Here is an 11,958-nt window from a genome sequence, read left to right on the forward strand (position 1 = left end):
TTCAGGGTTATTCAATCATTTTAACCGCCTGTGAAATTATGCCCTTCGCCATGCCAATTACTTAGCTTTACTGGCAAAATCTGATCTCCAAGTGTAAAGTTTATTCAGAAATGTCAAGCAATTTAAATCTTTCTTGTTTTGCCAGAAAAGCTAACAACCCCCCACTGGTTTAATAACACAGTATGTCAAACACCTTAAATGTTTATATTTTCGGCTTCAATAAAGAGGAATGATGATGAAAAAAGCCATAATAATCTCAGTATTAGAGCAAATAGAAAAAAATCTTGAAGAGAGGATTGATATTGAAAAGCTGGTTGTTATAACAGGTTATTCGCGAAGGAGTTTGCAGGATTTTTTTAAAGAAAAGTGTGGCGTCTCAATCGGAAAATATATCAGACAACGCAAGTTGAGCAGAAGCGCCACTCTGCTAAAGCTGACCTCTCAGTCGGTCACAGATATCGCGTTCAGAATGGGGTTTGATTCAGTGCAGTCCTATAGTCGAGAGTTCAAAAAAACATTTGGCGTCAATCCCAATAACTATCGCAAGGCTGATTTCTGGGATCTCAGAAACCTACGGCCTCCCTACTGGCTTGACTGTGATGAGCATTATCAGTTCGAAATTTGTCAGCTTACGTCAAAAGAAATTTTCGGATTTCAAACGTCTCATCAGATCGCAACAAATGACCTTCCTAAAAAAGCGTCGCCTATAAAATGGAAAATCATTCATGAGACGCTCAGAACGTGGGGCGAAAATGTGTATTGTCTCTCGTCTTTTAAGCCGGATAATACCAAAGACCAGGTCATCGCCGTAAGCAGTTTTTTTGGTATGGAACATAATTCCGTCGATGGAGGGAAAATACCCATGTCGAGGGTAATAAAATGTGGTAAATATGCAAAATTCCATTTCGTTGGTCATAAGGAACAATATCAACAATTTTCCAATACAATATATATGTGTATATTGCCAAAACTGAATCTTATCAGGAGAGAAGGAGAAGATATTGAATACTTCCATTTGGCATCCGTCCAAAAGCAACAGAGTAATGAATCCATTGTCGATCTTTATTATTACATCCCTGTACTGTAATGACTTCGTACCATCCACGCATTTCATCTGAAAAGTCTTCTCTTTTCAGAACGGTAATAAAACTCTCAGTATTGATTCTGGTAAAATAAGTGACTATTAAATATAGTTAACGTTTTGAAAGAATTTAAAAAAAATAAATTGCGTGCACGCGACACCGGGGACAGATTTCTGACAGTACTGTACGGTGTAGTGATCAGGTAATATTGGCTACAGTTTACGGTAAAAGCAAAGTCCATACTTTAACTATTAATGGGAGTATGCTGGCCGGGCGGCTTGCGGGGCCTTCATGCTCCCACATCTATAATGTTGGTATAATTACATTCTCTCTATACTTTACTGTGCTAACCTTTTATCTCGTTGAGATAACGTTTAATTAAAATGCTCTCTTTTTGATGTACATTATAAGAGGAGACATTATTCATATTTTCGAAATCAGGGCAGACGATATGTATACAACCATCAGAAACACAACGCTAGCAATGGTAGCGTGTTTTTCGTATATCGCACATGCCAGTACCCACCCTCCTCTTATTATCACCAGGGGAGCCGGAGGAGACGCCTCCGGAGCCGCAGTCATTCATGATAATTGGCGGCATGGCACTCCTGACCTGGTCAATCTTACCGATATCCCCATAGATAAAATCAGACCAGAAAAATACCGTTGCGTACTGATTATTGGGCAAGGAGCTATAAAAGAGATGCTTCTTGCGAACAATGCCTCAGCAATACTTTCCGGAAAAACTGTTGGTCTTTATACTCATCTGATCGATCAGAACACGCTCAGATTACTTCGGCAATTGCAGAACAAAGTGAGATTCAATCTCTTTTTTACCCGCTCGCAGATAACTCTACTAAAACTAAGGAACATTTCAGAATATAATTTTTTGAGTTCTAAAGTAAATAATGTCTGGGGACAAGACTCACTAGCAATTGAAACAGTGGCACCTGACAGGGGTCATATACCGGAAAAAACGCTTCCCCTCAAAACAACAGATTATGTGATCTGGCTGGGTGGAAACTATACTACCTCCTCTGGTACGCAGCGTATCTTCACAAACAATCAGATTGTTGTAGCCCTGAAACCACTACATAATGTTATTTCACCAAATGCATCGATTGCTATTATGCTTTCACCACGTTTTTTTGATAATAGCATGAGTAAAGAAGCAAAAGTTAAACGACTGAAGGCAGTGCTTAACACCTTTTCGCGAAACAGGGTCACATTTTATATGAGTAAGGAGATGCTTGCTAATCTGAAAGAATTTGATTTGCCAGTTCAACTATCCCCTTCTTACGCAGAGCTGATGCGAATGCCCTGGGCCAGCGCTACCCGGCATTTTGCCTCTGTGGATCAATATAACCTGTTTGCTGATCTCATACCTAAAGTTACGCCGTTTCTTCTTGAACCGAATGATGCCGATCAAGCTCTCTATGCGACGGATTATCTTAATACCCGGCGTGTAAGTCTGACCCAAAATATTCTTAACCACGGTTGTGACTAAATAAAACGCGCAGAATCCGGGATAGTTAGCAATCCAAAACAGACCGTTAGCCATGAGTACTGTTTATCTTCACTATACAGGGAACAACCAAATAACTGACAACACAAATCAAGCCGAGACCCGGAATTCGGCTATACAGGCGCTCTATTCAATTCAGGCCCAGAAACAGTCCGGTACCCATACTGGACACGGCCTCCCAACTGCTTTAGCGCATTACCAGTCCAGCTTCGATGCGCCTTCTGTCGTCTGCACTATTTCACTGGTTTTAATAACGCGATGATAACCATAAACATCAGCGTATTTCGTCATTCCGGTTGCGGTGTCAACCTCCGGCTTACCCTGCGTTTCAATAATCTCTCCCGTCCGGGTCGTCATGGTATAGGTCGTTGTACATCCGGCTAGCATCAACACTGATAAGCTAAGTACCGTAATAAGACTACATTTTTGCATTTCTCGTTTCCCTGACACCTCTATTTTTGATGTACTTTACCGAATACCGCAACGGCAAGATGGATGATTAGGGCTATTGCTCCCTGTTTGCCCGTATCTGATTGGCTCAGGTTTTTTGATGCACTGCGTTAATCCGGCAGTAATCGCTCCAGCACATCCCCAGCCAGAAGCACGCTCTCCTGAAGACGCTCCAGGCTATACCCCGCTCGCGCCTTGGCGGAAAGTCCCGCCATTAGCGTCCCCATAAAGTCCGTCGTCCGGTCAGCCTCTTGCGGATACCGCATGGCGACATAAGTGCGAATCAGGTTTTCAGCAGCGATGTAAAACTCGCAGGCGGCCTCTCGTGCCGGTTTATCGTTACAATGAGCGCCCTCCAGAACCAGACATCCAGTGGCATCAGGATCGGCAGCGTAACGTCTTGCCGCTTCCATCAGCACATCGATAAGGCACTTCGCGGTCGGGCGATCGTGACGCAGAAGCGCCCCGAGCGGAATCGCGTCGGTCATCCTGTAACGTTTTAATACGCGAGTATACAGCCCCAGCTTGCTGCCAAACGCCGCATAGAAACTGGGAGGATTGATCCCGAACGCTTTTGTCAGATCCGCTACGCTCACCGCGTCGTATCCGCGCGAATGAAATAAGTGTTGAGCGGTTTCAATGGCTTGCTCCGGATCGAACTGGCGAGGGCGACCCGGCGTTCGGCTATGTTTTGTAGTCATCACTACATAACTCCTTGACGGCATGATTTCATTACGCATATTGTAGTGGCTACTACAATATCATAAAGGACATCCTGATGACGCTATTTCGCAACAAATCTGTACTGATTTTAGGGGGAAGTCGTGGTATCGGCGCGGCTATTGTACGACGCTTTAGCGCTGACGGCGCATCGGTCGTTTTCAGCTACGCCGGATCGCGCGAAGCCGCCGAAAAACTGGCAGCGGAAACCGGAAGCATCGCCATCCAGACGGATAGCGCCGATCGTGATGCCGTCATCAGCCTCGTGCGTGAGTACGGACCGCTGGATATTCTGGTCGTCAATGCGGGCGTCGCTCTCTTCGGCGATGCGCTGGAACAAGATAGCGATGCGATAGATCGTTTGTTCCGCATTAATATCCATGCGCCTTACCATGCGTCAGTCGAAGCAGCCCGCAACATGCCGGAAGGTGGACGCATTATTATTATCGGTTCCGTGAATGGCGATCGGATGCCCGTACCGGGAATGGCCGCGTACGCCGCCAGTAAATCAGCCCTACAAGGGCTGGCGCGCGGTTTAGCCCGTGATTTTGGCCCCCGCGGGATTACAATAAATGTAGTGCAGCCAGGCCCCATTGATACCGACATCAATCCGGAAGATGGCCCAATGAAAGAGCTAATGCACAGTTTCATGGCGATCAAACGACACGGAAGACCTGAAGAAGTGGCTGGAATGGTGGCATGGCTTGCCGGCCCGGAAGCCTCTTTCGTCACCGGCGCGATGCACACCATCGATGGTGCCTTCGGCGCCTGACGGCCAGGCGAATATCATACGGTTGCCGTCTACGCTCCGGCAACCGTGTTAGAAGCTGTTCATGCGAGAAAACATCCGCAAGCGCCGGGATCAATCGTGGATTTTAACGCCAAGACAACCGCGAACAAATTCAGGATTAAAATGCTTCACCGCTTCGCCAACGTAGCCTAAATCAAGGGCGTTGATTTGAGCCATTTCGTTATCCGTTAGTGAGAAATCCCAGATAGCAAAGTTCTCTTCAATACGTTCCTGTCGAGTGGATTTAGGAATAACCGTGACGCCACGCTGCACGTTCCAACGCAGGACAACCTGCGCGATGGTTTTTTGATGGGCATCGGCAATCCCTTGAAGCATGACATTTTCATACGGTTTATGTCTCCCGCCGCCTAACGGCGCCCACGCTTCAGGCTGAACGTTATAATGCTTCATGGTTTCCAGCGCGGCGGGTTGTGCAAAGTATGGATGCAATTCGACCTGGTTTACCATTGGCGTAATTCTGACGGTTTCACAGAAGTTGGCTAACACATGCGCATAGAAGTTGGACACGCCAATGGCTTTTAGTTTACCAGCTTCATAAGCGTCTTCCAGCGCGCGCCACGCGCTAAAATAATCGCCCATTGCCTGATGCAATAAATAGAGATCAAAATAATCTAACCCGGATTTTTTCAGCGACGCTTCAATACCTGCTTTGGCCAGATCGTAGTTAGCCATATCTTGCACCCACAGTTTAGAAGTAATAAATAACTCCTCACGGGTACACAGACCTGTCGCGATAGCTTTACGAACAGCGTCACCAACGGCATCTTCATTGCCGTATACCGCAGCGGTATCGATAAGACGATAACCGCTGCGAATAGCGCTTAACACTGACTGCTGACATTCTTCTTTGTCGGTTACCTTAAAAACGCCAAAACCCACCATAGGCATTTTAAGGTTGTTACTTAATATTGAATATTCCACGCTAAAGCACCCTTTCGTCGTAAAGACGCCATGATAAGAGCAAAATACAGGTACAATGAGTATTGTTAAATCCGATTATATTTATACAAAAAGTTCATTAATAACAGTTATACAGATTTTTTATTGCATCTAAACGTTCAGTGCTTGCTATATCCTCGCCGTGTAGCACCTGTTTGATAATGACTTTTCTTATGCGTCAAAACCAGTACCGTCATTTTGACCGTCTGTGAAAAAGTTTTCTGAACAGGCAATGCGATATCCGGAATAATATTTTTAGCGAAGAGGCGCCGGCTGGCTCAGCGCCGTTTTGCACCAGTCATAAAAAGCGCGTACCGCAGGCGGCAGAAACCTGTTTTGCGGATAGACCAGCGCAAGCGGCAAATCATAAGAATGGTTGTCCATGCAGGTCACCAGCGCCCCACTGTGCAGATACGGCGCAACCAGATAGCTGGCGACGCGAATTAACCCCAGCCCCTGTATTCCGGCCTGAATATAAGCGTCCGTATCATCGACAACCAGCGTCTCCTGCACCCGCATCGCGTAATCCTTCCCCTCACGCGTAAAAAACCAGTCGGTGGTACGCCCGGTGCGGTGGTTCAGGTAGCCGACCGCATGGTGTTTTTGCAGATCATCTAAATTTTCAGGGCTACCGTAACGCTCAATGTAAGTGGGCGATGCTGCTATCACCCAGTTAAAGCTGGCAAGTGGACGGGCAACCAGCGTGGTGGAATCATCGATTCTGCCGGCCCGAATCACGCAGTCATACCCTTGAAGGATAATATCCTCCACGCTATCGCTGGAACAAAGTATCAGCTCCAGCTCCGGATACTGGCACAAAAAGGCCGGGAGCGTAGGAATAATGCAATGCCGGGCGAGAGATTGCGGCATCCCCACTTTAAAACGCCCTTTGGGTTGTGCCGCCCGGCCGGGAAATGACGACTCCATGGCCGCGATATCTGCCAGCACTCTTTTGCACTCTTCGTAGTAACGCCGCCCCTCTGCGGTCACACTAAGTTTGCGAGTTGTACGTTGCAAAAGTTGAATCTTAAGCCAGGATTCCAGTTCTTTAACCACTCGCGATACCGTTGAGCGCGGCACGCCCAGCACTTCGGCGGCTCTGATAAAACTATGGGTATCCACTACGCAAACATAGACCTGCATCGCTTCCAGCTTGTCCATTTTCCCCCCGCCAATTATCCCATTTATCAGAACAGTCTAACCCGTCTTCGGCGTCTTATCGAACGCAGATCCCTGACGTAATCTCTATCTACAGGTGAATCAACACAGAGAGGCGCAAATGAAACAATCCAATAATCAGGTGGGTGAAAAAGTATTGGTGCTGGGCGCGGGACAACTGGGGGCGTCAGTGCTGGCGTCGTTGGTTCCGGCGGTCACACAGCGTAATGGTTCCGTTAGCGTTATTGTGTCAGGGCGATCCAGGGATAAACAGAGCAAACGACGTTCCAGCATTCATCAACAACTGGCAGATGCCGGTGCGCGGTTTATCCCGGTCGACATCGCAGGCAGTTCGGTTGCAGCGTTAAAAGATCAATTCCACGGTTTTGATACGATCATCAATTGTATGGGGTTTGTCGCCGGTGCGGGTACCCAGATAAAAATCACCCGCGCGGTACTGGAGGCGGGCGTTAAGCGCTATTTCCCCTGGCAGTTTGGCGTGAATTACGATGTGGTCGGCAAAGGCAGTGGCCAGCCGGTGTGGGACGAACAGTATGACGTCAGGACGCTTTTGCGCGAGCAAAACGTCACAGAGTGGGTGATTGTTTCAACTGGTATATTTACCTCTTTTCTCTTCGAACCAGCCTTTGGTGTGGTCAACTTAGCCAAAAAAACCATCAATGCCCTCGGCGGATGGGAAATGCAGGTCACCGTCACGTCGCCTGCGGATATTGGTCGCCTGACCACTGAAATTTATCTGCATCAGCCGCGTATCACTAACGAAGTCGTCTTTGTCGCGGGGGAAACGACCTCTTATGCAAAACTGGCGGAAACGGTCGAACGCGTGACGCAGCAAACTTTTACCCGAGGCGTATTGACGCTACCTGACTTACAGGAGCAACTCCGTTTACATCCGCATGACCCAATGCTGCGCTATCGCGTCGCCTTCGCGCGTGGTGACGGTATGTGGTGGCCGATGAGTGACACCTGGAATGCACAACATCATCTGCCGACACAGGATATTGCCGCCTGGCTGAAAACACACCAATGAGAACGGCGGCATCAGGCGCTCGCTTAATCCCCATGCCTTCTGCCAGCATCAGGCGGCGGGCGTGGCTACCTTGAGTTAACAAGAAACCAGTACGCATCAGTGCTTCACGATATACATTGTACGGCTATAGGCCACATCTTCCGGGTTAGTAATGGGGTATCCCTTTACCCACGGTTTAATTAACCGGCCATTGGTATACTGATAAATAGGCGCTATAGGCGCTTGTTCCGTTAAAATTTTCTCCGCTGCATTGTAATCCGCGTTACGCGCTTCGGCGGTATTTTCCATCGTCGCTTGCGTCAGGATTTTGTCATAAGTCGGATTAGTAAAGCGTGAAATATTCCCCGTATGCGTGGACGTTAATAAGGATAAGAAAGTCGACGGTTCGTTGTAATCACCCACCCAGGAGGCGCGAATAACATCAAAATTACCGGTATTACGGCTGTCGATATACGTTTTCCACTCCTGGTTTTGCAATTTCACATCCACCCCCAGATTTTTCTTCCACATTGACGCCACCGCAATCGCGATTTTCTGATGGTTTTCTGAGGTATTGTAAAGCAGAGTTAATTTAAGCGGCTTCTGCGATCCGTAGCCTGCTGCACGCAGCAATGTTTTCGCCTGGGCGTTAAGTTCTTCCTGGCTCATTTGTTCAAACGGTGAAGGATCGGGCTTAAATCCTGCCGTGACATCCGGTGTAAAATGCCAGGCCGGTTTTTCACCGGTACCTAAGACTTTTTCCGCCATCAAACGGCGATCAATGGTCATACTTAGCGCCAGACGAACGCGGGAATCCGCCGTCGGCCCTTTCTGCGTATTAAACGCATAATAATAAGTCCCTAATTGCGGCGGCGTATAAACTTGCCCTGGAATATCCTTCAATAATTTCTGGTACATATTTTTAGGGAAAGATTCGGTGATATCAATATCACCGGCAAGGTAACGTTTCGTCGCAGCCGATTCCTGGTTAATGGGTAAAAATGTCACTTTTTGCAGTACCGTTTTCGCGTTATCCCAGTAATGCGTATTAGGCACGACCACCAGTTTTTCATTTACCACGCGCTCTTTAAGCACATACGCGCCATTGCCAATCAGTTTTCCCGGCTTCATCCAGTCTTTGCCGCTTTCGACATTCGCTTTTTGGACCGGATAAAAGGCAAAACTGGCGGTCAGACTGGCAAACCAGGGCAACGGCTTGTCAAGCTGAATACGCAAAGTGTGCGCGTCCACGGCACTGACGCCAAGCTGATCCGGCGTGACTTTACCGTCGATAATGGCTTGCGCATTAGTGATGCCAGCCAGAGCGGCAAACCAGGCGAAGGGGGAAAGCGTTTTGGGATCAACGAGGCGTTGCCAGCTATAGACAAAATCCTGGGCGGTCACCGGCGTTCCATCGGCCCATTGCGCATCATCCCGCAACGTAAACGTCCAGATACGATTATCATTGCTCTTCCACTGGCTGGCGACGCCAGGGATAATTTCACCCTTTTCGTTCTGGTTAACCAGCCCTTCAAACAGATCGCGGATCACCTGAATTTCAGGCAGCCCAACGGCTTTCGCTGGATCTAACGAAGCGGGCTCATCTTTGATATGACGCACCAGTTCTTGTTTCTCTGCCAGTACCGTTCCGCCGGGAACATCCGCAGCATATGCCAGGGAAAAGCTGCTAACCAACAGCGCACAACAGGTTACTGAAACAGAATGCCTCATAGAAGTTCCTCAAAGATGAGTTAAATGACAACGTAATTATTTGTTTCAGCAGAAAGAAATGCAATTATCTTCCGCCAGAAAGTTGATATCGCGCCATACAAGAGGGTAAATAGAAACCATTTGATAATCGGCGGGTTTTACACAACACTACGATGATTACCCTACTGGTCTCAGCTTCGGGAAACGCGTATGACTGTCACCCGCCCCCGTGCCGAGCGCGGCGCATTTCCGCCAGGCACTGAACATTATGGACGTTCGCTACTTGGCGCGCCGCTAATCTGGTTTCCGGCGCCTGCCGCCGATCGCGAAAGCGGCCTGATACTGGCTGGCACCCACGGGGATGAAACCTCATCCGTGGTGACGCTCTCCTGTGCGTTACGCACCTTAAATCCAACCCTTCGCCGTCATCATGTCGTACTTGCCGTTAATCCTGATGGCTGTCAACTGGGGTTAAGGGCAAATGCGAATGGCATTGATCTAAACCGTAACTTTCCCGCCGCCAACTGGAAAGCGGGTGAGACAGTTTATCGCTGGAATAGCCGCGCGCAAGAGCGTGATGTCGTGCTGCTAACCGGCGACCATCCCGGCTCAGAACCGGAAACCCAGGCGCTTTGCCAGTTAATTCATCGACTCCAACCCGCCTGGGTCGTCTCTTTTCACGATCCGCTAGCCTGCATTGAAGATCCACGTCGCAGCGAGCTAGGCGAGTGGCTGGCCGATGCGTTTGCGTTGCCGCTGGTGACCAGCGTAGGTTACGAAACGCCCGGTTCGTTTGGCAGCTGGTGCGCCGACCTCAACCTGCACTGCATTACCGCCGAGTTTCCCCCTGTTTCCGCCGATGAAGCCAGCGAAAAATACTTGCTGGCGATGTCGAATCTGCTCCGCTGGCATCCTAAAGATGGAGTTGACCCGTCGTAAAGCGTAGCGCAGGCTCAACATCAACCGCCAGCCATGTTGGGCCATCAAGATCGGCGAAGCTCACCTGCGGCATAAGCGGCAGCGCGGCGCTAATCGCTCTTGATGTACAGAGCATACAGCCCAGCATCAGGCCGAATCCTTGCTCCCGCGCCTCCGTTGCCAGCGCCAGCGCCTCAGTCAGACCGCCGGTTTTATCCAGCTTAATGTTGATCATATCGTAGCGCCCCGTCAGGGCTTTCAGACTACTGCGAGTATGGCAGCTCTCATCTGCACAGATGGGCAACGGATGAATAAAATTTTCCAGGGCGGCGTCATCCTGCGCGGGCAGCGGTTGCTCCAGCATCGCGACATTCAGATCCGCCAGTAACTGGCAACGCGCCGCCAGCCCCTCCGGACGCCACGATTCATTGGCGTCCACAATGAGCGTCGCCTCCGGCACCGCCGAGCGGATCGCTACCATACGTTCGCTAATCAGACGAGCATCGAGTTTGATTTTCAGCAACGTCGCCCCTTTTTCCCATAGTGCCGCCGCACTGGCTGCCATCTGTTCCGGCGTGCCTATCACTACCGTTTGCGCGGTAGTAAAAACCGGGGCCAGCGTCACGCCGAGCAGCCCGGCAAGGCTTTGCTGCCGCTGGCGGGCCTGCAAATCCCATAAGGCACTATCCACCGCGTTGCGCGCCGCGCCTGCCGGCAACAGTTTCTGCAATGCTTCGCGAGTCAGCCCGTTTTCCAACTGAGGCACAATACTCATGATTTGCGCCATGACCGAGGCATCACTTTCACCATAACGTGGATATGGCGTACATTCCCCGATGCCTTTTACGCCCTCTTCTTCCAGTTCGACAACGACAACATGCGCTTCGCTTCGGCTACCACGCGCAATAACGAAAGGCGTATGTAACGGCCAGGTTTCCTCATATACCTTAACAGATCTCATCTCTTCCCCTCTGATAGCGCCGGACGCGGCTTGCTACAAATAGTATTTGCCGTGTTAATGAATAATGACTTAAACTGGATTTCGACGTTAACTATAAGTAAATAGGAACATAATTATGTCACAGACTGTACATTTCCAGGGTAACCCGGTCACCGTTGCCAACGTTATTCCGCAGGCTGGTAGCAAAGCACAGGCTTTTACTCTTGTCGCAAAAGATTTGTCTGACGTTTCCCTCAGCCAATATGCAGGCAAACGCAAAGTGCTGAATATTTTCCCAAGCATTGATACTGGCGTATGCGCCGCATCAGTTCGTAAGTTTAATCAACTGGCCACAGAAGTGGAGAATACCGTCGTATTGTGCGTTTCTGCTGACCTGCCTTTTGCACAGTCGCGTTTTTGCGGCGCGGAAGGCCTGAGCAACGTTATTACGCTTTCCACTCTGCGTAATAACGAGTTTCTGAAAAACTACGGCGTCGAAATCGTTGACGGCCCGCTGAAAGGTTTGGCGGCGCGCGCAGTCATCGTGCTTGACGAAAACGACAACGTTATTTTCAGCCAGTTGGTGGATGAAATCACCCACGAGCCGGATTACGACGCCGCGCTTAATGTCCTGAAGGCATAAGCCAGCGCCGGCTGGCGCTACGTTTGTCAGTA

General features: G+C 49.2%; 12 protein-coding genes. 6 read left to right on the plus strand and 6 right to left on the minus strand.

Annotation, left to right across the window (positions count from 1 at the left end):
- Nucleotides 1-229: 229 nt before the first annotated feature.
- Both ACLJRS_RS04385 and ACLJRS_RS04390 read left to right on the plus strand, forming a co-directional pair.
- A complete protein-coding gene (locus tag ACLJRS_RS04385) occupies nucleotides 230-1,087 on the plus strand; it encodes a GyrI-like domain-containing protein (RefSeq protein ID WP_012543356.1) in 858 nt (285 codons plus the stop codon).
- Between the two features lie 392 nt (nucleotides 1,088-1,479).
- A complete protein-coding gene (locus tag ACLJRS_RS04390) occupies nucleotides 1,480-2,589 on the plus strand; it encodes a hypothetical protein (RefSeq protein WP_000275507.1) in 1,110 nt (369 codons plus the stop codon).
- Nucleotides 2,590-2,802: 213 nt separating this feature from the next.
- Here ACLJRS_RS04390 and ACLJRS_RS04395 read toward each other — a convergent pair whose 3' ends face one another.
- Complete coding sequence (locus ACLJRS_RS04395) at nucleotides 2,803-3,039, minus strand: YgdI/YgdR family lipoprotein (RefSeq protein WP_001168017.1); 237 nt, start codon at nucleotides 3,037-3,039, stop codon at nucleotides 2,803-2,805.
- 128 nt (nucleotides 3,040-3,167) lie between these two features.
- Nucleotides 3,168-3,758: a TetR/AcrR family transcriptional regulator gene (locus ACLJRS_RS04400; RefSeq protein WP_000208474.1), complete on the minus strand. Its 591-nt coding sequence runs from the start codon at nucleotides 3,756-3,758 to the stop codon at nucleotides 3,168-3,170.
- Between the two features lie 77 nt (nucleotides 3,759-3,835).
- On the opposite strand from ACLJRS_RS04400, the gene bdcA reads away from it, so the two are divergent.
- Entirely contained in the window at nucleotides 3,836-4,549 is a 714-nt protein-coding gene (gene bdcA / locus ACLJRS_RS04405) for an SDR family oxidoreductase (RefSeq protein ID WP_000171955.1), read from the plus strand.
- A 90-nt stretch (nucleotides 4,550-4,639) separates the two neighbouring features.
- Here the strand turns inward: bdcA and ACLJRS_RS04410 are convergent, their stop codons facing one another.
- Both ACLJRS_RS04410 and ACLJRS_RS04415 read right to left on the minus strand, forming a co-directional pair.
- Nucleotides 4,640-5,509, minus strand: a complete 870-nt coding sequence (locus ACLJRS_RS04410; protein WP_000456779.1) for an aldo/keto reductase — start codon at nucleotides 5,507-5,509, stop codon at nucleotides 4,640-4,642.
- Between the two features lie 273 nt (nucleotides 5,510-5,782).
- Entirely contained in the window at nucleotides 5,783-6,688 is a 906-nt protein-coding gene (locus ACLJRS_RS04415; protein WP_000359198.1) for a LysR family transcriptional regulator, read from the minus strand.
- Nucleotides 6,689-6,806: 118 nt separating this feature from the next.
- On the opposite strand from ACLJRS_RS04415, the gene ACLJRS_RS04420 reads away from it, so the two are divergent.
- Nucleotides 6,807-7,736, plus strand: coding sequence for an aromatic alcohol reductase (locus tag ACLJRS_RS04420; RefSeq protein WP_000814361.1), 930 nt, complete (start codon nucleotides 6,807-6,809; stop codon nucleotides 7,734-7,736).
- A gap of 96 nt (nucleotides 7,737-7,832) precedes the next feature.
- Here ACLJRS_RS04420 and ACLJRS_RS04425 read toward each other — a convergent pair whose 3' ends face one another.
- The gene (locus tag ACLJRS_RS04425; RefSeq protein ID WP_001216550.1) at nucleotides 7,833-9,446 is read right to left on the minus strand and encodes an ABC transporter substrate-binding protein; all 1,614 of its coding nucleotides are present in this window, start codon (nucleotides 9,444-9,446) and stop codon (nucleotides 7,833-7,835) included.
- A 189-nt stretch (nucleotides 9,447-9,635) separates the two neighbouring features.
- On the opposite strand from ACLJRS_RS04425, the gene mpaA reads away from it, so the two are divergent.
- Nucleotides 9,636-10,364 carry a murein tripeptide amidase MpaA gene (mpaA, locus tag ACLJRS_RS04430; RefSeq protein WP_000219106.1) on the plus strand — a complete coding sequence of 243 codons (729 nt, stop codon included), beginning with the start codon at nucleotides 9,636-9,638 and terminating at the stop codon, nucleotides 10,362-10,364.
- Here mpaA and ycjG read toward each other — a convergent pair.
- A complete protein-coding gene (gene ycjG / locus ACLJRS_RS04435) occupies nucleotides 10,339-11,304 on the minus strand; it encodes an L-Ala-D/L-Glu epimerase (RefSeq protein WP_001258073.1) in 966 nt (321 codons plus the stop codon). The two genes, mpaA and ycjG, sit on opposite strands and share 26 nt — an antisense overlap.
- A 115-nt stretch (nucleotides 11,305-11,419) precedes the next feature.
- Here ycjG and tpx point away from each other — a divergent pair, with 115 nt between their 5' ends.
- Complete coding sequence (gene tpx, locus ACLJRS_RS04440) at nucleotides 11,420-11,926, plus strand: thiol peroxidase (RefSeq protein WP_000084401.1); 507 nt, start codon at nucleotides 11,420-11,422, stop codon at nucleotides 11,924-11,926.
- The last annotated feature ends 32 nt before the right edge of the window (nucleotides 11,927-11,958 follow it).

Origin of the sequence: Salmonella sp. SAL00670 (assembly GCF_046552235.1) — a bacterium.
GTDB classification, from domain to species: Bacteria; Pseudomonadota; Gammaproteobacteria; order Enterobacterales; family Enterobacteriaceae; genus Salmonella; species Salmonella enterica.

Bases quoted from the DNA above. Each gene is read 5' to 3' on its own strand.
- bdcA (WP_000171955.1), top strand. From the start codon at position 3,836: ATGACGCTATTTCGCAACAAATCTGTACTGATTTTAGGGGGAAGTCGT.
- ACLJRS_RS04400 (WP_000208474.1), bottom strand. From the start codon at position 3,758: ATGACTACAAAACATAGCCGAACGCCGGGTCGCCCTCGCCAGTTCGAT.
- ACLJRS_RS04415 (WP_000359198.1), bottom strand. From the start codon at position 6,688: ATGGACAAGCTGGAAGCGATGCAGGTCTATGTTTGCGTAGTGGATACC.
- tpx (WP_000084401.1), top strand. From the start codon at position 11,420: ATGTCACAGACTGTACATTTCCAGGGTAACCCGGTCACCGTTGCCAAC.
- ACLJRS_RS04395 (WP_001168017.1), bottom strand. From the start codon at position 3,039: ATGCAAAAATGTAGTCTTATTACGGTACTTAGCTTATCAGTGTTGATG.
- mpaA (WP_000219106.1), top strand. From the start codon at position 9,636: ATGACTGTCACCCGCCCCCGTGCCGAGCGCGGCGCATTTCCGCCAGGC.
- ACLJRS_RS04420 (WP_000814361.1), top strand. From the start codon at position 6,807: ATGAAACAATCCAATAATCAGGTGGGTGAAAAAGTATTGGTGCTGGGC.
- ycjG (WP_001258073.1), bottom strand. From the start codon at position 11,304: ATGAGATCTGTTAAGGTATATGAGGAAACCTGGCCGTTACATACGCCT.
- ACLJRS_RS04425 (WP_001216550.1), bottom strand. From the start codon at position 9,446: ATGAGGCATTCTGTTTCAGTAACCTGTTGTGCGCTGTTGGTTAGCAGC.
- ACLJRS_RS04385 (WP_012543356.1), top strand. From the start codon at position 230: ATGATGATGAAAAAAGCCATAATAATCTCAGTATTAGAGCAAATAGAA.
- ACLJRS_RS04390 (WP_000275507.1), top strand. From the start codon at position 1,480: ATGTACATTATAAGAGGAGACATTATTCATATTTTCGAAATCAGGGCA.